Genomic DNA, 21211 nt, shown 5'->3' on the forward strand with positions numbered 1-21211 from the left:
ATGGCATCCCAGATCGTCGTCGTCGGCGGGTCTCTCGGCGGGCTCCGCGCCGCTGAACAGCTGCGTGTGAACGGCTGGTCGGGTGCACTGACGGTCGTCGGCGCGGAGGCTCATCTTCCCTACAACCGTCCGCCGCTGTCGAAGAACGTCCTGGTGTCCCCCGATATCAGCGCGCTCACGGCAGCCGAGCTCGTCGACTACCCGGGTGTCGCCCTGCGGCGCCGTGCACAGGTTGAGGACGTGTCCTTCGTTCTGGACACTCAGGTCGCCAGTGCCGCGTTGTCGGATCGAAGTCTGCTGACCGTCGACGGACGGGAGTTGGCCTACGACGGTCTGGTCATCGCGACCGGTCTGCGGCCCCGCCGGTTGCCGATCGCAGGTTTCGACCGTCACCGTCACGCACTCCGTACCCTCGACGATGCGATCGCCTTGCGCGGTCAACTGACCCCGGGAACCGCCGTGGTCGTCGTCGGTGGCGGCTTCATCGGATGCGAGGTCGCGGCCAGTGCGTGCCGGCTCGGATGCCAGGTCACCGTCGTCGAACCGTTCGCCGCGCCGATGCTGCGCCCCCTCGGCGCCGAGCTCGCCCGCACCGTGCAAACCTTCCACGAAGACAAGGGCGTGAGCTTCCGGCTGGGTAGATCGGTCTCGACCCTGGCCGGGCGGGCATCGGATCCCGCGACGCTCGGTGCCGTCGTACTCGACGACGGAACCGAACTCGAAGCCGACGTCCTGGTCGAGGCGGTCGGGTCGAACCCCAACGTCGAATGGCTTGCCGGCAACGGCCTGGACCTGTCCGACGGCGTCCTCTGCGACAACATGATGCGGGTCGAGGCCCGCGAGAATGTGGTGGCGGTCGGGGATGTGGCACGGTTCCCGAACCCGAGGTTCGGCAGCACCCCGCGCCGTGTCGAACACTGGTGCATTCCGGCCGACACCGCGCACCGCGCGGCCACTACCCTGATCCGCGGGCTGAGCACCGCCGAAAATGGTGACCGGGATCCGGCACCCTTCGCGCCGCTGCCGTCCTTCTGGAGTGACCAATTCGATGTCAGGATCCAGGGATTCGGCCGCACGGAGCACGCTGACCGCATCGAGGTCCTCGAGGGCGGCTTTGCCCCGGGATGGGTCTCGGAGGGGGTCGTGGTCGGCTACTTCCGGCAATCCACGATGACCGGCGTCGTCATCGCCGGAGGCACGCCTGCGCAACGGCTGCGGCACAAAACCCTTCTCGAGGGCGTGGGCTGACCCCCGCGCCCACCGAAGATCCATGGCGACCGGCGACTACGCGATATGTCCGGTGTCGGCCCGCTGTCACTCGATGACCGCGCCGGCCGGGGTTGTCATCTCAAATGTGAGCCGGTGAAACCCCACCGCCGCGCAGGCCCGATGGCCGCCAGCCCGGACGACCGGGGCGCGTCAGCTCACCGGAGCGCGACTCGGACTGCGTTTCCGGACTGGACACCGCCGGCGTGGACGTCACCAGGGGCGAACCCGCGGCGTTTTCCCTCGGTGAATGCCTTCCAGTCGCCGAGGTATCCACGCGCACGTGCATCACCACCCGTTTCTACAACCGAGAACCACTGAAGTGAGGGTCCTGTGAAGGTCGGCATTCCCAAGGAAATCAAGAACCACGAGTACCGCGTGGCCATCACCCCGGCCGGTGTGCACGAGCTCGTGTCACACGGGCACGAGGTGTTCGTCGAGGAGGCAGCCGGGGCGGGATCGTCGATCCCGGACGAGGAGTATCTCGCCGCCGGCGCGAAGATCCTCTCCTCGGCGGACGACATCTGGGCGACCGGTGACCTGATCCTGAAGGTCAAAGAACCCATCGCACCCGAATATCACCGGATGCGCGAGGGGCAGGTCCTGTTCACCTACCTCCATCTGGCCGCAGACAAGGCACTGACCGACGAGCTGCAGAAACGTCGGGTGACCGGCATCGCCTACGAAACGGTGCAGACCCCGACCGGGGCCCTGCCGCTGCTGGCACCGATGAGTGAGGTCGCCGGCCGCCTGGCGCCGCAAGCCGGTGCCCACCACCTGCTGCGGGCCGGTGGCGGGCGCGGCGTCCTTCTCGGCGGGGTGCCCGGCGTCCAGGCCGCCAAGGTCGTCGTGATCGGGGCCGGTGTCTCGGGGATGAACGCCGCGGCGATCGCACTGGGCCTGCAGGCGGAGGTCTGGCTCCTGGACCGCAATGTCGACACCCTGCGCGCGGCGGACCGCATCTACCAGGGGCGGCTGCGCACCGTCGCCTCCAACGCCTATGCGATCGAGCGTGCGGTCCTCGACGCCGACCTGGTGATCGGGGCGGTACTGGTTCCCGGTGCCAAGGCCCCGACGTTGATCTCCAACGAACTGGTCAGCCGGATGAAGCCCGGCTCGGTGCTGGTGGACATCTCCATCGATCAGGGTGGATGCTTCGAGGACTCGCGCCCCACCACCCACGCCCAGCCGACGTACAAGGTGCACGACTCGATCTTCTACTGCGTGGCGAATATGCCCGGCGCCGTGCCCCATACCTCCACGTATGCGCTGACCAACGTCACGCTGCCCTACGCCCTCGCCCTGGCGAACAAGGGGTGGGAGCAGGCGCTGAACGAGGACCAGGCGCTGGCGCGGGGCCTGAACACGCACGCCGGGCAGGTGACGTACACCCCGGTCGCGGAAGCGCACGGACTCGAACCGGCGCACGCCGTCGCTGTCTGAGCAACGCACACTCCTCATCCGAAGGCTGTCCACCGGCCGCCGAACGATCTCATCCAACGGACCGCCCCCTGAACGAGTGGGGCGAACGTTCGAGCGAATTGTTCGGCGGCCCCTTCTTGCATTCTCATCACAGGAAACCGCGGTGGCGGCGCCCCGGGCGTATCCGTCGAGGACGGCGCGGCCACCACCAAGCGTCACGGACCGCTACAGCTGAGAACCGGGTGATCCTGCGTCCCAGAGGGGGGCCGAGTCACCCTTTCCCGCATCTCGAAGGCCCACGGAGTCGTCGACTCATGACCACCTTAAGAATAAGACTACAACCTCTAGTATATGAAGTTATGAGATGTTAGGTTGTGATGGCGCTCATAGTTGATGAAGGAGAAAGTCTCGATGAACGAAGTATTTGACGTAGTCGTCGTGGGGGCCGGGTTCGCCGGCATCACCGCCGCCCGAGACCTGACCGCAGAGGGGAAGTCGGTCGTCGTCCTCGAGGGACGCGACCGCATCGGTGGCCGTACCTACACCGATGACAAAATCGGGCGACCGGTGGAACTCGGTGGCGCCTACGTGCATTGGACACAGCCGAACCTGTGGCGGGAGATGCAGCGGCACGGTCTCGAACTGTCGACGCCCGAGCCGATCGAGCGCGTCCACTGGCTCGCAGACGGTGCACTGCACTCGGGCACCGAGGCGGAGTTCGACGCCCTCGCCGGCCCCGGCATGGAGAAGTTCGTCGAAGACGCCCGCGAGCACTTCCCGTTTCCCTACGACGTCCACGCCACGGACATCGGGGAGATCGACCTGGAGACCTTCGCCGACCGGATGAAGCGACTCGATCTCGACCCCGCCGAACGCGACATGCTCGACGGCATCCTCTCCTACACGGTGGCCGCGCCCGACCAGCAGGCGGTGGCGCAGCTGCTCCGTTGGGCTGCACTGTACTTCGGTGATTGGCGGGCCTTGTGGGAGTCGGGCGCCTACTGGCGTATCGCGACCGGAACCAAGAGCCTGATCGAGGCGATCGCGGCCGACTCGTCGGCTGATATTCGGCTGTCCACTCCGGTGTCGGCGATCACGAACGAAGGCGAGGAAGTGGTCGTCACCACCCGATCAGGGGACACGATCCGCGCCAAGGCTGCCGTCGTGGCCGTCCCGGTCAACGCCCTCAACACGATCGAGTTCTCGCCCGCGCTGAGCGAGGGCAGCCAGCGTCTCTCCGACGAGGGTCATCCGATGCGCAACCGCAAGATGTGGGTCCGGGTCAAGGGCGAGATCGAGGCGTTCACCGCCTACGCCCCGCTGGGAGCCAACCCCATCACCATCGCCATGACCGAATACCGACTCGACGGTGACAGCTTGATCGTGTGCTTCTGTCCCGACGCTACGGCGATCGACGCCGATGACAAGGACGCGGTGCAGGAGGCCTTGCGTGCGTACGTGCCGGACCTCGAGGTCGTGGACACCGATGGGCACGACTGGGTGGACGACGAATTCTCACAGGGCACCTGGATGATGATGCGTCCCGGGCAGTTGTCGTCGGCGGTTCCGGACATTCAGAAGCCGCACGGCCGTGTCTACTTCGCCGGAAGCGATATCGCCCCGACGTTCGTCGGGTGGATCGAGGGTGCACTCGAAAGCGGCGCACTCGCGGCCCGGAATGTGGTGCGCGATCAGGCGGCCGGCGACCCGCAGGCTTGAGAGCCGCCCATCTCTACCGGCGCGACCCGTCCGCGACCGTCGCGGACGCCCGCAGGGCCGAACTCGTCGATCACCACTGCCACCAACCCGGCGCAGCGGTACGGATCGCCGGGCCCGGCAATCCTGACCCGGGGGACGGTTCCGCCGGCGGCCCGAGCAGGGCCGCCCATCGATCACATCCGACCCCATATTCGACCACTATTCTGCCCTGGATGTGCCGTGCATCGAACCCGGCACATCCAGGGCGCAGAAGGGAATCCCAGTGCGCCCCGGCTTGTACAACTTCGTCAAGGACATGGATAAGGCATGGACGGCTGAGCGGCCCCATGAGGCAATTGCCGCTCATTTCGCGGAGGACGGCGTCCTGCACGACATGACCTCACCCGGGCCGGTCACCGGCCGAGCCGCGATCGCAGAAGCCCTCAGCGCGTTCACGAACGCCTTCTCCTCGATGGAATTTCAGAGTGACGTCATCGCCGATGATGGTGAGACCGCCACCGTCGAATGGACCGTAACCGGAGTGCATACCGGGGAACTCGACGGAATCGCCCCGACCGGTAACCGCATCGAGGTACGCGGGGTCAACCTGCTCACCTGCAAACCCGACGGACAGTTGCGCGAGGAGCGCTCGTACTGGGACTCGGGGACGCTGCTTCGTCAGCTCGGAGTCTTCGACAACTGACCAGAACAACACACAACGGCGCCCGGGGACCCCTCAGGGCGCCGTTGCTGTATTCACCGCCGCGCACCCGGCCCCACGTCCGCGGCGGCACCACCCCCGCAACCCACACTCGAACGCCCCACTCCCCACCCCTTCACAATGGAGAACCCAATGATGATGACACGCCTCATTGCGGTGACAGCCTTTGCCATCACGGCAGCGATCACCGCTACCAGTACCGCCAGTGCCGCACCGCAACAATCCGATCTGCACCATGCGTCAGCCCTCGAAACGGAGATACTCCCCGGCATTCACTACACCGCGAGCGTCATCGACAAGTCCGTCGTCCTGACGACCGATGCCGGCTCACTGACCACCCAAGGCAACCAGTTTCAGGTACTCGATGACGCTGGGAACCTGGTGGCCGGCTTCCCGCTGACCTACTACCGGGATGGGAAAGAATGGCCGGTCGCCGCACAGGTCGACGGTAGGAGCGCCACACTCACACCCAGCACCGAACCCGCCACCGCCACACCGCTCGAGGATGCAGCGCTCCCACTGCAGCCGACCGCCTTGGATGTTCAGTCGCCGGAGTTCAGCGCTGCCCTCATCAACTTCGGTACCGAAGTCGCGCTCGGCGTGGGTATGGGCAGTCTGATCGGAACGGCGATCGGTGCCGGGATCGGATGCATCGCCGGCGGAGCACTGGTCGGATCCGCCGTCGCCGTCCCGACAATCGGTACCCTCGCGGTCCCCGGCTTTCTCGGCGGATGCCTGGTTACCGGGGCCGCCGCAGGTGCAATCGGGGCCGTCGCCGGAACCATCATCGTGGGCGGGCCGGTCGCCGTTGCAAGCGCACTCCAGTTCTACGACGCCATCAACGCCCCCGCCTCCGAACCCTTGGCAGGCTGACGACACATCACTTCAGGCGCCTTCACGAAGCGGCGTCGGCCTCGGCCAGCCATCGACACCCTCGGGGAGCCGGTCATGCCGGGTGTCGGTGGTCGAAGTAGGCGGATCAGATCGTGACCGCACTCGACAGGGGTCGCACGGCGCCGTGATGGCGATGCGCTGCGCCACTGCGGCAAAGACGTCGCAGCTCCCCGGTGCGCTCGATGCCGAGGTTTCGTACGCCGCGTACGCGAGACGGTGCTCGCTCGTCAGGTGCTACGCAGGGTGCCCGACGAGCGCCATCACGCGGTCGACCAGGGGGTCGTTGCGTGCCGCGCTGGCGATCACGAGTGTTTGCAGGCGCGGGGCGTCGCCGAGAGGCCGGTAGGTGATCCCGGGAACGGTTCCGTCGCAGATCTCCCGTGGAACCAGGCACACGCAGTGGGCGGCGGCGACCAGGCCCAGCATTCCCATCAGACTGTCGGCTCGACCACCGTCTCTGGGCTCGAAACCTCCGGCACGGCAACCGGAGTAGATCAACTGGCTGAGCCCGGGCAACGCGGTCGCGGAGGGCAGCGCGAAATCCTGATGCCGCAGGTCGGCCAGAGCGAAGTCGGCCCGGGATGCGAGATCGTGCTCGGCGGGAAGTGCGCACACCAACGGTTCGTCGTGCAGGAGCCGGATATCGAGATGGTCGGGGTCGGGCAGGGGAGCGCGGACCATCGCGAGGTCCAGCCGCCGACTGCGCACCATGTCGGCGAGTTCGGCGGAGGTGCGTTGATAGAGGTGGATGCGGAGGCCGGGCAAGTTGTTGTGGACCATGCCGACCAGGCGGGGAACCGAGACGTAGGAAGCCCCGCTGACGAATCCGAGGCGCAGCGTCCCTTCCGCTCCTCTTGCGATCCGCCTGGCACGTTCGGTGGCGGAACTCTGCGCGTCCAGCAGGTGTCGTGCATCGAGAGCGAAAGCCTTCCCCGCGGGGGTGAGTTGCACCTGGCGGGTGCTTCGTTCCAGCAGCGGAACACCGATGGTCTTTTCGAGACGTTTGATCGCCTGAGTGAGGGGCGGCTGACTCATCGACAGTCGCTCGGCCGCGCGGGTGAAGTGACGCTCTTCGGCGACCACGACGAACTGCTCGAGCAGCCGTCGCGAAAAATCCATATCCTCCATCATATTAATGATGCCACAATTAGTATTGGCTATCGACGACCATTTGGGGTTTTCATTGTGGTGTGAAGCACGACAACCCCATTTTGATCGGTTCGAGCACATCCCTCCCCCCTGGCGGGCGGGAACCATCCCCCCATCCCGTTGCGGTCGGTGGTCCCCTGGAAGGACTCCGCGTCATCGAATTGGCCACGGTCATCATGGGCCCCTACGCCGGTCAGCAGTTCGGGGATCTCGGTGCGGATGTGATCAAGGTCGAGGCTCCCGCCGGTGATCCGACACGGCAGTTCGACCCGAAGCGGCATCCGGGGATGGGCGGCCCGACCCTTAATCTCAACCGCAACAAACGAAGTGTCACACTCGATCTCAAGGATGCGTCCGATCGAGATTCGCTGCTCGCGTTACTCGAGACCGCGGATGTGTTCATCACCAATGTCCGTCCCGGCGCCCTCGCGCGGCTCTCGCTCGGCTGGGAGGACGTTGCCGCGGTCAATCCACGTCTGGTGTACGCCACCGCACAAGGTTTTCGGTCCGACTCCGCGATGCGCGACAACGCAGCCTACGACGACATCATCCAGGCGGCCACCGGCCTGGTGTGGCTCAACGAGCAAGTCTCAGGCCAACCCAACTTCATCCCCTCGGTGGTAGCCGACAAGGTGTGCGGTCTGATGATGGTGCAATCGGTCCTCGCAGCCCTGCACTACCGGGACCGTACCGGGCGCGGACAGCACGTCGAAATCCCGATGGCGGACACCATGATCGCCTTCAACCTCGTCGAACACCTCGCCGGAGCAACACTCGACCCGGCCGACGACAGCGAGTACGGCTACCGCCGGGTCCTCAGCCGTGAACGCAAGGCCTGCCGCACCGCCGACGGGTGGATGTGCATCCTGCCCTACAACGACGCGAACTGGCGGGACTTCTTCGAACTTGCCGGAGACCCCGAGGCGGCGACCGATCCCCGGTTCACCACCATGGCCGGCCGCGTCGCGAATTCCGATGCGCTGTACGCCAGAATGCGGGCCCTGACAGCACAGTTCAGCACCACAGAGTGGCAGCGCATGTGCGATCGCGCGAGCATCCCGGCGCATCCGGTCTACAACCTTGCCGAGAGCGCGACCAGCCGCTACGCACAGGACGGCGGTCTGCTCACCACCGCCGAACACCCCACCGAGGGCCCCTACCAGCTGATCGGTCACCCGGTCCGGTACTCCGAGACGCCGGCGCAACTGCACCGGCACTGCCCGGCCCAGGGGCAGCACACCGAGTCGATCCTCGACGACCTCGGCCATCGGCAGCGGAGCCGGGCATGACCACCCGCACAGCCACTCGACCCCCGACCGGTCGCACCACCGTGAATGGAGACGAACTGCCATGACCCTTTCCGGAGGTGACCTTCTCGTCACCATCGACAACCAGATCGGGCGCATCATCCTCAACCGGCCCGAGAAGAAGAATTCCTTCACCGTCGCCATGCTCGAGGACTGGGCGCAGGCGCTGCGCGAGTTCCAGCGGGACGAGCGGGTGCGGGTGGTCGTGGTCCGAGGGACCGGTGGGGCCTTCTGCGCCGGCGCCGATCTCACCGACATCGGTGAGATCGACCGCACACCTCTGACCAACCGCAGGCTGATGACCGACACGGTCCACCAGGTGGCACGTGCGGTCGACGATCTGACCAAACCGCTCATTGCCGGTGTCAGCGGTCCCGCTGTCGGCGCCGGGATGGATATGGCCTTGATGTGTGACTACCGGATCGCCTCGACAACGGCACGGTTCTCCGAGGGGTACATCCGCGTCGGTCTGGTGCCCGGAGACGGCGGCTGCTTCTACCTGCCGCGGCTGATCGGCCGCTCCCGCGCGCTCCGGTTGCTGTGGACCGGCGAGTTCGTGACCGCCGAACAGGCCCTCGATTGGAATCTCGTCGACGAAGTCTGCACCGACGGCGAGTTCGACACCCGGCTCGATGCCTTCGCCGCCCAGATCGCCGGACAGCCGCCCGTGGCGGTTCAGATGATCAAAAGCGCGGTACGCCAATCCGATACCGGTGATCTGCGGTCGGCACTCGACCTGATCGCCTCCCACCAGGCGGTGGCGATGACCACCGCCGATTCGATCGAGGCCCTCGACGCCTACACCACCCGACGAACCCCCGTATTCGAGGGACGATGACAAGCCAGGACACGATGACTACACGAGAACAATCGCTGCGCGTCGCGGTGCGCGAACTGTGCGCCGAATGGGACTACGAACCCCGGTGCGACGCCTGGGGCGGCTCGGCCGACCCCGAATTCAGTCGGGAACTCGGGCGGCGGGGACTACTCGCGCTGACCTGGCCGAAGGACCTCGGCGGGGCCGCGGAATCGAACCTCTCCCGGCTCGCGGTCACCGAGGAACTGCTCCGGGCCGGCGCCCCGGTTTCGTACCACTGGGCGGGCGAACGACAGATCGGCCCAACCCTGATCCGCCACGGCAACCGCGAACTCCAGGACGAATTCTGTTCCCGCCTGGCCAGGGCCGAGATCAGTTTCGCGCTCGGGATGAGCGAGCCGGACGCCGGCTCCGACCTGGCGTCGGTGCGCACCACGGCCACCCGCACCGATGAGGGCTGGGTCATCCACGGTCGCAAGGTCTGGACGAGCGGCGCCCACTTCGCCGACTACCTCTACGTCCTGGCCCGCACCTCCAAGGGTGAGGACCGGCACGCCGGCCTGAGTGAATTCGTGGTCGACACCGCCGCGCCCGGGGTGCACGTGCAACCGATCATCGGCATGGACGGAGGACATCACTTCAACGAAGTCGTCTTCGACGAGGTACGCGTGCCCGACCGGTGGCTGATCGGCACCGAGGGACACGGCTGGCAGCAGGTCATCTCCCAGCTCGCCTTCGAACGCGGTGGCCCCGAACGGTTCCTGTCGATGTACCCGCTGCTGGGCGCGGTTCTCGACGCCGATGTCCTCGACGACACCGACCGCGCCGCGCTGCGCGTGCTGACTGCCCAGCTGACGGTCCTGCGTTCCCTCTCGCGGGACATCGCGACCGCCTTGGACGCAGGACACAGCCCGGTGACACAGGCCGCCACCAGTAAATACCTCGGCAACCGGCTCGAACTGGCCATGCTCGACTTCGTCCGACCTCTGTTGTCCCGGTGCGATGGGCGAGTACGGGCCCTGTTCGACGCGGCGGTGATCGCGTCCCCGAAGTCGGGTCTGCGCGGCGGCGCCGCCCCGGTCATGCTGTCCATCGTCACGAAGGAAATGCAATGAGCACGACGATTCTCACCGACGAAGCCGCACAACTCGCGGCGACCGTCGCCGACGTGGTGGCCACCTGGCAGCTCCCGGCCGCCGGCCGCCTCGTCCCGGACGCCGAACACTTCCACGATCAATGGAAGGTCGCCGAGGAATTGGGATGGACCACGATCCTCGACGACGTCGACTGCACCAGCTTCGAGGGCTTGGCCCAGGCGGTCGAACTCATCACCGCCGCCGCCGCCGTCACCCGCGCCCTCGCGCACGCCGGCGCCGCCCTTCCCGTCCGCCAGACGTTGGTTGCGCGCGCCCTCGCCTCCCAACCGATAGCCACCGGGTCAATCGTTGTCAGCGCGCACTCGTTCGGGGTCTGGGATCCGATCGCGTCCGCTTTCGTCGGTGCCGACGGCACCACCCAGAGCCGGGCGGCGCAGGGACCGGTGGACCGCGACGTCGCGGCCCGTCCGGTGCACCGAGCCGACCACCCAGAGGACCTCGGGGATCAACCCGACGGTGTGCTGGGCCAGTTTCTGCTCGTCGAGGAAATCGCGGGCGCAGCCCACGGTGCAATCGAGCAGGCCCGCGCCTACGTTTCCAGCCGGGTGCAGTTCGGCCGGCCCCTGATCAAGCTTCCCGCGGTGGCCCAGGAACTGGGCCGGCTGACGATCGCGCAGCTGCAACTCGACGAGGCGATCGCCGAATTCGCCCGCCGCCTGCACACCGGATCCCCCGATCGGATTCGTTTCGCTGCCCTTGCAGCCCGGGCGCTGGCCTGCGATGTCGCCTCCGACGTCGCCGCACACACACATCAATTGCACGGTGCCCTCGGCTTGACCGCGGACGCCACGCTCCGGCACCACACCCTGCTGCTGTGGGCCGACCGGGACGAGGGCCTGCACCACCGCAGCTGGGGGGTGCAACGCCTGCCCACCTGCGAGGTCGACCTGTGGTCGCTGAGCCAGCCGGAACCAGCGCACCCGCTCTGACCGCGAGTGAATGGTTCTCGCATCGGTACGGCTCCCGCCCGATGCGAGTCACTACCGCGAGCCGGCGCGGAGGAGGAACTGCCGGGCGCGGCGGATTTCGACCGAACGGGATAGGCCGGGTTCGCCGCACCGAAACAATCGAGGCGCGTCAGTCTCGGGAGGGTCTGCTGCGCACTCCGTCAAGACCTCGATCTCGCTCTCGCGCCGAGAATCCCACGGCCATCCGCACAGCCCGTGCCGGTCCGGTGACCAGGTGATGCGTTCTACGTCGGCCCGAAGCCCAGGCGTGCGTTTCGTTACCCACGCGGGCCTGGGCGCGCAGAATTCAAACGACCAGAGCGGAGTGAGAGAGGCCGGACGCGGGAGCGCACCCGCATCGTCTGTTCGCGCCTCGCGCGGATCGCGTCAGCTGCCCGCGCTTGCTGCGGCGCGGGTAAATCCCAGAATTGCTGCCGCGCTGCTGGTCATGTGCTCAGCCATCAAGCGGCGCGCCAGCTCTCCGTCTCCGGCTTCGATCGCCGCGAAGATCTCGTGGTGCTGGGCATTGGTGGTATGCCGGGCCTGCGGGCCCACCCGGAACGCCCCCATCAGCGGGTTCAACTCGGCCTGCAGTTCCGTCTCAGCCCGGGCAAGCCGGTGCGACCGTGTGCAGGAGGCGATGGTGACGTGGAAGGCGGCGTCGCACTTGCGAAATTCCTCGAACGCGTCCGCGGCGTCCATCCTCTCGAGGAGCTCCCGCATCTCGGTAAGGTCTTCGGGCGCCGCACGTTCGGCGGCGAGTGCCGCGCTCTCCCCACCGATGGCGATGCGATAGGCGGTGAGGTCTTCGATGTATTCGTCGGTAATTGCCGCGATCCGCTTCTGCGCCTCGCGCTCGGGAACCGTGAGAGCCAGCTCTTTGACGTAGGTACCGCCCTGGCGCCCGCGTCGGGTCTCGACATAACCGGCTTCGCGCATGACCGCGAGCGCTTCGCGCAATGTCATCGCGGAGATCCCCAGCTGCTCGGCCAGTTCCGACTCGGAGGGAAGTCGGGCTCCGACATCGAAAATGCCCAGCCCAATGGCTTCGCCGAGCCGGCGAACGGTCTGCGCCACCAGCCCGTCACCCGCGATCGGAGAGAGGATGACGCTGCGGACGAGCAGGGACGCCGGTGAGGGGGTCCGGGAATCGGACGTCGAGTCATTGATATCCATTATCTTCACATCATATAGGTCTAAAGCGCGAATGTGTCACCTATCGAGGATTGCGTCGACACTTGCAACTCTAACATCTAATGTTAGAGTTAAAGCATGAGTATCGAATCCGCCACCGACGGCGAACTGCTGAAGATCACCGACCCCGGCTTCTCCGCGATGGGCGAGGAGATCCGTGCGGCCCGGGAGCGAAACTGGTATGCCCGAACCAATTACGGTCTCGCCGTACTGCGCCACAGTGAGGTCGGTGCCCTACTCAAGGACCGCCGACTCCGGCAGGGCAGCTGGTCGTGGCCCGCGCAGAACGGCATCACCGAAGGTGTGCTCTCGGAGTGGTGGAAGAACTCCCTGGTCGGCATGGAAGGTGACGACCACGGCCGCATCCGCAAGCTGGTCAACCCTGCGTTCTCTCATTCCGTCATCGCCACGATGACCGAAAGTTTCCGCGAACTCGCCCACGACATCATCGACCAGTTCGTCGACTCCGGCAGATGCGAATTCATGACGGATTTTGCCGAGCCGTACTCTTCTCGCGCCCTGTCGCGGCTGCTCGACCTGCCTGAAGCGGACTGGCGCGAGCTCACACAACTCGCGGCCGACATGGGGCTCGCGTTCGGTCCAGAAATCGTCGAGCAGCGAGCCAAGATCGAAGCCGCAATCCTCGATCTCTACGACCGCGCCGACGAACTGATCGCTCAGCGTCGCAGTCGGCCTACCGACGACTTCGTCTCGGCGTTGGTCACTGCAACGGACGAGGCCGGGGATCGGCTGAGCGATCACGAGCTTCGGGAGCTGATCACCAGCCTGATCTTCGGCGGCATGGACACCACGCGAAGCCAACTCGGACTGATGATGCAGACCTTCGTCGAGCACCCCGACCAATGGGCTTTGCTCGCTGACCGGCCTGAACTCGCCGCCCAGGCGGTCGAGGAAGCCATTCGCTTCAACCCGGCCATCCACTGGACGACCCGGCTGGCCATCGAGGACTTCTCCTTTCAGGGTGTCGACATCCCGGAGGGCACGGTGCTCCACCTCCTGTCCTACGCCGCTGGCACCGACCCCCTCGCCGTCGGAGACGCGAGTTTCGACATCACAGTCAAACGCGCTCCTCACTTCGGCTTCGGGGGAGGACGGCATCATTGTCTCGGGCACTTCGTCGCACGCCTCGACATCCGCGAAGCGCTGCAAGCCCTTTCGCAGCGCCTCACGCAGCCGCGGTTCTCCGCCCTGCCCAGCTATCGGCCCCCGACCGGGAACACCGGACCGATCGAACTGCCCGTGGGTTTCGTTTCAGCACGCCCGAACTGACGGCAGAGGTGACCGGCACGCCGTCCTGCCGGGCCGAGGGCGGCGGGCGAACGGACGGCAGTGCCCCTGCGCGGGCGCGGGGCGAAGCGCGGGAAAACCTACCGCTCAGATTTTTAACATAAAACCTCTTGTGTTAGCGGTATAACGCCAGTAGCGTTCTCGCTCATCGATCGGAGTGCGTGTCGTCACAACCCGGTCAGTCACCCTCACCGAAGGAGATCACATGATCGAGTGGGAATTCACCGCCTACAGAAGTAGCCGGAATTGTCTACGGACCGCGTGCCTCCGTACGACGACCAAGGCGGCGTGACATGTCCAATCCCTCCGCACCCACAGCCGGCGGCCACCTTCCCGAGGAGGCGCACCTCGAGTCGGGACGTTTGGGGCGGGCCTCACTCGTCTCGCTGTCTTTGGCGTCCTTCTTTCCCGCAGTCGGCATCGCTCTGGTGCCCCTGCTCGTGTTCAGTACCGCCGGCGCCAACGCGTGGCAGGCATCCCTGCTCTCCACGATCGCCGTCATCTGCGTCGGGCGAGCGGTCACCGCGTTCGCCCGGCGATACGTCGCCACCGGATCGCTGTACTCCTATATCGGGGAGGTATTCGGACCCTGGGCCCGATACCTGACCGCGGCCGCACTGCTTGCCGGATTCATCGCCGCGATCGGAGCACTCGCCGCCGTCGTCGGGATCTTCGCCGGCAGCTTCCTGCTCACGCACGGGGTCGACAACGCCCTGTCCTTCGGGCCGCAACTGGCGATCTTCCTCATCGCTCTCACCCTCGCCGCCGCGATCGCCTACCGCGGCCTCGACACCTCGGTCTGGATCGCAGTGACCCTCGCCGTCCTGTCCTTCCCCCTCGTCCTGGTCATCACCATCGCCAGTGCCGCCAAGACCGGACTCGATCTCGCCGATCAATTCAGCCTGAGCGAATTCAGTCTCAGCGGAACCCTCCAGGGCATGGCAGTTGGAGCTGCCTTCCTGGTCGGATTCGAATCCTGCACCGCACTCGCCGCGGAAACGCGCAATCCCCGCCGCAACGTTCCTCTCGCGGTCATGTCCGTCCCGGTGCTCCTCGGCGGTCTCTTCCCCCTGGTCACGCTCCTCCAGGTCCCCGGACTGCAGGCGGCGTCCGCCGAACTGGAAGCCGGCATGTCGGCGCCCGCAGCACTCGCGCTGCATGCCGGACTCGGTTCCGGCGCCGCCACCGCCAGCGACCTCGTGCTCGCCGTCGCCACCTTCGCCGCGCTGATCGGTTTCGTCAACTACGGTGCGCGTTTCGCCATGACCCTCGCCGACGACGGTGTCCTCCCCGCACTGCTGGGGAGGATCCATCCTCGTCACCACAGCCCTTCTGTCAGCATCGCGGTGATGTCCTTCGCCGGTCTCGTCCTGGCAACCGCGCTCGTCTTCGTCGCGGGCGATGTGGTGTCGGCGTACTACACCGTCGCTCCCCTCGTGGTGTACCTGTGGGTGCTCCCGTACGTCCTGATCACCATCGGGGCCATCGTGCTCACCGTGCGGGCGCGCGAGAAGCGGCCGTTTCTGATTGGTGCGTCCGTTTTCGGCGCGGTGGCGACCGCGTGGATGTACATCAACGGGGTGATCAACCCGCCGCCCTCACCGGCCGACTCCATGTCCTGGGTCGTGCTGATCGTCCTCGCGGTCCTGCTTGCTGTCTTTGCCGTCACCAAACGCAGACAAGCGCCGAGGACCGGGGTGGAAGTCTCTCCGAGACCGGCCGTCCAGGTCGAGGAGGTCTGACCAGGTCGAGGAGGCTCGAATCTGTAAACGCGAAGTGGCTGGAGGGACATGTCCTCCAGCCACTTCACCCTGCCCAGCCGGGGAACGCAGCGGCTCGATCACGCTGCGCTGTGGGGCTCCTAACCAGGGGCCCCACAACCACACCACCTGAGAAGGAAACAGCATGAACAGACACGTCCCGTCGTGGTACGACGACGAGGTGAAGGCCCTGTCCGAACTCGCGGTCGGGTTCTTCGAGCGCGAGGTGGTCGCGCACAACGACAAGTGGGACGCGCAGCACCGCATCGACCGCGAGGTGTGGATCGAGGCGGGCAAGCTCGGGTTGCTGTGCTGTTCGATCCCGGAGGAGTACGGCGGCGGGGGTGGCACGTTCGCGCACGACCTGGCCGTGTTCGAGGCCCAGGGCTATGCCGGTGACCTCGCGTTCGGGATCGCCGTGCATTCGGGCATCGTCCCGCACTACATCTACGAGTACGGCACCGAAGAGCAGAAGAAGGCGTGGCTGCCGGGGATGGCGAGTGGGCAGCTCCTGGGCGCCATCGGCATGACCGAGCCCGGCGCCGGCTCGGATCTCAAGGCGATCAAGACCACCGCGATCCGGGACGGCGACGAGTACGTGGTCAACGGGTCGAAGACGTTCATCACCAACGGTGCGTCGGCGGACGTGATCGTGCTGGTGGTGAAGACCGACCCGAAGGCCGGCGCGAAGGGGGTGTCGCTGCTGATCGTCGATCTGCGGGACTGTCCCGGATTCGTCGTGGGCCGGGTGCTGGACAAGGTCGGTCAGCACGGCGCGGACACGTCGGAGTTGTCGTTCACCGACGTGCGGGTGCCGGTGTCGAATCTGCTCGGCGAGGAGGGGCAGGGGTTCGGGCAATTGATGGCGCAGTTGGTGCAGGAGCGGTTGATCATCGGTGCGCAGGCGTCGGGTGCGATGAATCGTGCCGTCGAGGACACTGTTGCGTACACGAAGTCGCGGCAGGCGTTCGGGCACAGTCTGTTCGAGTTCCAGAACACGGCGTTCGAGCTCGCCGAGTGTCAGACCATCGCCCGCACGTGTGCGGTGTTCCTCGACCATTGCATCGAGGCGCATCTGCGTGGCGAGCTGGATCCGGCCGAGGCGGCGATGGTCAAGTACTGGCTCACCGAGCAGCAGTGCGCGGTCATCGACCGGTGTGTGCAGTTGCACGGCGGGTACGGGTACATGCGCGAATATCTGATCGCCCGGATGTACGAGGACGCCCGCGTCCAGAAGATCTACGCGGGCGCCAACGAGGTGATGAAGGGGATCATCGCGAAGTCGCTGTAGCCGATGCCGGCTCACTCTGTTACGGAAGGGTTCTTCACCATGCGCATCGCGGCCAGTCTGCTTCTCACGGCGGCTTTCGCCCACCCTCGTCACGGTCGACACACCCGCGGCAGGTGTCCATTTCTGCGCTTATCGTAGATATGCGGGGGTAGCTACGACGATTGTCGTTCCTCTACAACCCAAGTCGTGACTTGCGCTCGCGAGGTGATCCGAGTTTGGCGGACTGTGCACAACCCATGACGGTTCCGTTCTGTCTCGGGGCGGGGGGTTTACGCGAAGCCGACGTACTTGGTCTCGAGGTACTCCTCGATGCCCTCGGTGCCGCCTTCGCTGCCGAGGCCGGACTGCTTGACTCCGCCGAACGGGGCGGCGACGTCGGAGATCACTCCGCGGTTGACGCCGACCATGCCGCTCTCGAGCTTGTCGGCGACGCGGAATGCGCGTTCGACGTTCTGCGTGTAGATGTACGCGGCGAGACCGTATTCGGTGTCGTTGGCGGCGGCGACACCCTCGGCCTCGGTGTCGAAACCGGTGATCGCGGCGACGGGTCCGAAGATCTCCTCACGGACGATGCGCGCGTTCGCGGGCACCTCGTCGAGGACGGTGGGCTGGAAGAAGTAGCCGGGACCGTCGACGGACTTGCCGCCGGTTCGGACCCGGGCGCCCGCGGCGACGGCGTCGTCGACGAGGGACGCCACGTTGCGGCGCTGCTTCTCGTTGACGAGGGGACCGACGTTGGTGCCGTCCTCGCTGCCGGGGCCGACCCGGAGCGCGGCGATCCGCTCGGTGAGCTTGGTGGTGAACTCCTCGCGCACCGAGTTGGCGACGATCAGGCGGTTGGCGGCGGTGCAGGCCTCGCCGCCGTTACGCATCTTGGCGGCCATCGCACCCTCGACCGCGGCGTCGATGTCGGCGTCGTCGAAGACGACGAACGGTGCGTTGCCACCGAGTTCCATCGACGTGCGCAGGACCTGCTGGGCGGACTGCTCGATGAGGATCTTGCCGACCCGGGTGGATCCGGTGAACGTCACCTTCCGCAGTCGTGGATCGGCGAGCAGCGGTTCGGTGACGGCGGCGGCGTTCGACGCGGGCAGCACCGACAGCACACCGGCGGGCAGGCCGGCCTCGGCGAAGATCTCGGCGAGCAGCAGCATCGTGAGCGGGGTGTCCTCGGCGGGCTTGACGATGATCGTGCAGCCGGCGGCGAGCGCGGGTCCGATCTTGCGGGTGCCCATCGCGAGCGGGAAGTTCCACGGTGTGACCGCCAGGGTGGGTCCGACGGGGACCTTGGTCACCACGATCCGGCCGTTGCCCGACGGTGACGTGGTGTAGCGGCCCTGGATGCGGACGGCTTCCTCGCTGAACCAGCGCAGGAACTCGGCGCCGTAGTTCACCTCGCCGCGGCTCTCCGGCAGTGCCTTGCCCATCTCCATCGTCATCAGCAGCGCGAGGTCGTCGGTGCGCTCGATGACCTTCTCCCAGGCGGACCGCAGAATGATCGACCGCTGCCGTGGCGCCGTGGCCGCCCATTCCTCCTGGACGGCGGCGGCGGAGTCGAGTGCGCGCATCGCGTCCTTGCCGCCGGCGTCCGCGACGTCGGCGAGAAGGGTTCCCGTGGCGGGATCGTAGACCGGGAAGGTACCGCCGTCGATCGGGTCGGTCTGGACGCCGTCGATCCACAGACCGGTGGGCAGGGTGGCGCGGAGCCGTTCGAAATCAGTCATGGGAGTCCTCGTGGTGGGAATGGTGGTGATCGCACGCCTCCGGGGTGGGGGCGACGTCGAGGGCGGGGTTGCGGTCGAAGAATCCGGCCCCGCTCACATCGTTTCGGGTGGAACGACGTCGGCCGGTGATGAATCTGTTCTCACCCATCAAACGGCATTACCTGAGGGCCCGCACGAATGTTTACCGCCGGAGTTGCGGGGCGTGTCGCTCGTTGTCACGTGTGCGGCGGAAGGCAGCGAACTGTAGTTCGTGCGGGTGGTGACGCAACGACCCTGGGATGACGCCGGCGACCCTTCGGGCGGGCGGGATGCGATAACGGCGTCGCGCCCGCCCGAAGGAACGGTACGGAAGGGGTTGGCTTGGCTGACGGCCAGGCTGGTCAGGTCACCGATCTGCCCTTGGCCGAAAGTAGGGATACACGGCGGCGAGTTCTCTGACGGCTTCGGAATCGAGGTCGACCTCGACGATGAAGTGCCGAAGTTTCTGTATGAAGCGAGTACGCGTCATACCGAAGCTGATGAAGATGTCCTCATCCGTCGCGCCGCCGTATGGGATCCAGGCTTGGGCAAACTGGATGAATCGATCAGCTTCCCCCCGAGGCTTGCACTCCGCCTGTATTTGTCGCCTGGTGTGCCGGTTCCGGCGTAGTTTCCGATACTCGAGCGTATGGTTTTCGACCTCTGAGCGGTCGGCGCCGGTTCTTGTTGGATTCATTGAATAACTCTCTGATGTGCGTTTTTCCGGGTAGCCCGTCTGTGCCCATGTGGCGCTGGTCTTGGTGCTTGTTAGGCAGTGAGGTGGCGAGCCTGGGGTAAGACTTCGCTCCGCTGCACTGATCCGGTGTGGAGGACTCGACGGGGATCTGCAGCCCCCGTGTCAGTTTCGGCGACGCCTTCTACTGCATACCGACACGGGAAGTTATGTTCTAGTCCTTCGAAACCCGGGTGTCGACCGTCGGTTCCGATGCTGCCGTCGACGTCGTTGCTCTACGGGGCAGCAGTAAGCAGCTCAGTGCAACCAGGACGGTGACGATGATGCCCATCACGAACACAATCGTGAAGGAACTCCAGGTCGGTGCCGCCGTACTGGTGCCGGTGGTGAGGATGCTTCCGGAGAGTTGGACGCCGAGTGTGCCACCGACTGCCTTGACCACGAATGCGAGACCGCTGAACGCCCCGATCCGGCTGGCGGGAGACGTCAGCGCCACGGTGTTCATTGCTTGCGTCAGGGTGATTCCACCTGAAGCGCCGATGAGGATGGTCGCCCCCATGACCATGAGGAAGTGTCCGTTCGCGGTGAGCAGGAGGATGAACGACACTCCCGCCAGCAGGACACCGGTGAGCATGGTGTTTCGTCCACCGACACGAAGATCGAGCCAGCCTGTCAACGGTGCTACCACCGCTCCCGCCAGCCCCAGAGGGAGCAGGAGAAGGCTTGTCGTGAACTCGGAGGCTCCGAGGCCGAACCCCGTGTCGGTTGACTGTTGAACCAACATGGGGACCGCCAGGAACAGTGCGTTGGTGGCGAATCCGGTCAGTAGGTATCCGAGACAGCTCACTGCGAGCGGTCGCGTCGCGAGTAGGCGCACGTCGATGAGCGGCTCGGATGAGCGAAGCTCGAGGACGACGAACGTTGCCAGTAGCACAATGCAGACGAGCAGTGCGGCACCGAATTCGACCGACAGCCAACCCCACTCGGGTGCCTTGGTGATGCCGATGAGGATGACGGCCATGCCGCTGCCGAGGAAAGTTGCGCCCGCATAGTCGACGCGACCGTGGTTGGCCGGCGGACACGATGGGACCAGGCGCCATGCGGCGACGAAGATGATGGCGATGATCGCGAAGGGGACCGAGAACAGCCAACGCCAGGGAAGGACGCTCACAAGCAGCCCGGAGCCGACCAGCGCAAACGCCGTCCCGGCGTAGATGAAGGCGATGACCGAACCGTTGCCGGACTTGATCCGGGCTTCGGTCTGAGTATCGCGAATGATCCCGAAGGCGAGGGGGACCACAGCAAGACCGACTCCCTGCAGTAGCTGTCCGACTGTGAGCATCAGAATCGAGTTCGAGAGACCCGAGACCGCGGTTCCCGCTGCGACGATTGCTAGCACTGCGAGGAGGATCGATTTCTTGTCACGGATGTCGGAGAGGCGACCGATCAGCGGGGTGGCAACAGCACCTGTCAGCAACACACCGGTGATCACCCACGCGATCTGTGCTTCTGTTGCGCCGAGGGACTCCTGAATCAGCGGCAGGGCAGGGGAGAGGACCGATTCGAGACCCTTGTAGGCAAATACTGAGGCAACAACGACCGCAAGCGTCAGCGCTGGATTGACGCTGCGCGCAGGTGGTCTGTCGGATAACGTCACTTTTGTTCCTCCGGATGATGATGGTGATTGCCGTCGATTGCACCCGACTGAACTTCACTCATGATCTTGTATGTGGCGTGGTGAGGTGGCGCAGCTCCTACAGGTTTTCCGACAAGCAACGGGCTCCGGCTCCCTGAAGGGATACCGCTAACCCGGCGACCGTGCGGGGCGCACGGATCCTGGTGAT

General features: G+C 65.9%; 17 protein-coding genes. 12 read left to right on the forward strand and 5 right to left on the reverse strand.

Annotated elements, in window-relative coordinates; genetic code table 11:
• The 5 genes from H0B43_RS35010 to H0B43_RS35030 all read left to right on the forward strand — a co-directional run bounded on the left by H0B43_RS35010 (position 1) and on the right by H0B43_RS35030 (position 5980).
• Complete coding sequence (locus H0B43_RS35010; protein WP_185723798.1) at positions 1–1248, forward strand: NAD(P)/FAD-dependent oxidoreductase; 1248 nt, start codon at positions 1–3, stop codon at positions 1246–1248.
• Between the two features lie 351 nt (positions 1249–1599).
• Positions 1600–2709 (forward strand): alanine dehydrogenase, encoded by a 1110-nt coding sequence (gene ald / locus H0B43_RS35015; protein WP_185950095.1) that lies wholly within the window; start codon positions 1600–1602, stop codon positions 2707–2709.
• 390 nt (positions 2710–3099) lie between these two features.
• Positions 3100–4407 (forward strand): NAD(P)/FAD-dependent oxidoreductase, encoded by a 1308-nt coding sequence (locus tag H0B43_RS35020; protein WP_185723797.1) that lies wholly within the window; start codon positions 3100–3102, stop codon positions 4405–4407.
• Between the two features lie 262 nt (positions 4408–4669).
• Positions 4670–5089, forward strand: coding sequence for an ester cyclase (locus H0B43_RS35025; RefSeq protein ID WP_185723796.1), 420 nt, complete (start codon positions 4670–4672; stop codon positions 5087–5089).
• 150 nt (positions 5090–5239) lie between these two features.
• Complete coding sequence (locus H0B43_RS35030; protein WP_185723795.1) at positions 5240–5980, forward strand: hypothetical protein; 741 nt, start codon at positions 5240–5242, stop codon at positions 5978–5980.
• 255 nt (positions 5981–6235) lie between these two features.
• Here H0B43_RS35030 and H0B43_RS35035 read toward each other — a convergent pair whose 3' ends face one another.
• Positions 6236–7120 (reverse strand): LysR family transcriptional regulator, encoded by an 885-nt coding sequence (locus tag H0B43_RS35035; protein ID WP_185723794.1) that lies wholly within the window; start codon positions 7118–7120, stop codon positions 6236–6238.
• Positions 7121–7191: 71 nt separating this feature from the next.
• On the opposite strand from H0B43_RS35035, the gene H0B43_RS35040 reads away from it, so the two are divergent.
• The 4 genes from H0B43_RS35040 (at position 7192) to H0B43_RS35055 (ending at position 11360) form a co-directional block, all read left to right on the forward strand.
• Entirely contained in the window at positions 7192–8439 is a 1248-nt protein-coding gene (locus H0B43_RS35040; protein ID WP_312033616.1) for a CoA transferase, read from the forward strand.
• 61 nt (positions 8440–8500) lie between these two features.
• Positions 8501–9295: an enoyl-CoA hydratase/isomerase family protein gene (locus H0B43_RS35045; RefSeq protein ID WP_185723793.1), complete on the forward strand. Its 795-nt coding sequence runs from the start codon at positions 8501–8503 to the stop codon at positions 9293–9295.
• Between the two features lie 14 nt (positions 9296–9309).
• Complete coding sequence (locus H0B43_RS35050) at positions 9310–10389, forward strand: acyl-CoA dehydrogenase family protein (RefSeq protein WP_185723792.1); 1080 nt, start codon at positions 9310–9312, stop codon at positions 10387–10389.
• Positions 10386–11360, forward strand: a complete 975-nt coding sequence (locus tag H0B43_RS35055) for an acyl-CoA dehydrogenase family protein (protein WP_185723791.1) — start codon at positions 10386–10388, stop codon at positions 11358–11360. Before H0B43_RS35050 ends, H0B43_RS35055 begins: the two co-directional genes overlap by 4 nt.
• Before the next feature lie 405 nt (positions 11361–11765).
• Here H0B43_RS35055 and H0B43_RS35060 read toward each other — a convergent pair whose 3' ends face one another.
• Positions 11766–12455, reverse strand: coding sequence for an FCD domain-containing protein (locus H0B43_RS35060; RefSeq protein WP_185723790.1), 690 nt, complete (start codon positions 12453–12455; stop codon positions 11766–11768).
• Positions 12456–12650: 195 nt separating this feature from the next.
• Here H0B43_RS35060 and H0B43_RS35065 point away from each other — a divergent pair, with 195 nt between their 5' ends.
• From H0B43_RS35065 to H0B43_RS35075, 3 genes are all read left to right on the forward strand, one after another.
• Entirely contained in the window at positions 12651–13862 is a 1212-nt protein-coding gene (locus H0B43_RS35065) for a cytochrome P450 (protein WP_185723789.1), read from the forward strand.
• A gap of 311 nt (positions 13863–14173) precedes the next feature.
• A complete protein-coding gene (locus H0B43_RS35070; protein WP_185723788.1) occupies positions 14174–15622 on the forward strand; it encodes an APC family permease in 1449 nt (482 codons plus the stop codon).
• Between the two features lie 163 nt (positions 15623–15785).
• Positions 15786–16931: an acyl-CoA dehydrogenase family protein gene (locus tag H0B43_RS35075; RefSeq protein WP_185723787.1), complete on the forward strand. Its 1146-nt coding sequence runs from the start codon at positions 15786–15788 to the stop codon at positions 16929–16931.
• A 269-nt stretch (positions 16932–17200) separates the two neighbouring features.
• Here the strand turns inward: H0B43_RS35075 and H0B43_RS35080 are convergent, their stop codons facing one another.
• The 3 genes from H0B43_RS35080 to H0B43_RS35090 all read right to left on the reverse strand — a co-directional run bounded on the left by H0B43_RS35080 (position 17201) and on the right by H0B43_RS35090 (position 21024).
• Positions 17201–18655, reverse strand: coding sequence for an NAD-dependent succinate-semialdehyde dehydrogenase (locus H0B43_RS35080; protein WP_185950096.1), 1455 nt, complete (start codon positions 18653–18655; stop codon positions 17201–17203).
• On the reverse strand, positions 18648–18803 hold the full coding sequence (locus tag H0B43_RS35085; protein ID WP_185723785.1) for a hypothetical protein: 156 nt from the start codon (positions 18801–18803) through the stop codon (positions 18648–18650). Before H0B43_RS35085 ends, H0B43_RS35080 begins: the two co-directional genes overlap by 8 nt.
• 778 nt (positions 18804–19581) lie before the next feature.
• Positions 19582–21024, reverse strand: coding sequence for an MFS transporter (locus H0B43_RS35090; protein ID WP_185723784.1), 1443 nt, complete (start codon positions 21022–21024; stop codon positions 19582–19584).
• Positions 21025–21211: the final 187 nt, after the last annotated feature.

Source organism: Rhodococcus sp. 4CII (assembly GCF_014256275.1).
GTDB classification, from domain to species: Bacteria; Actinomycetota; Actinomycetes; order Mycobacteriales; family Mycobacteriaceae; genus Rhodococcus_F; species Rhodococcus_F wratislaviensis_A.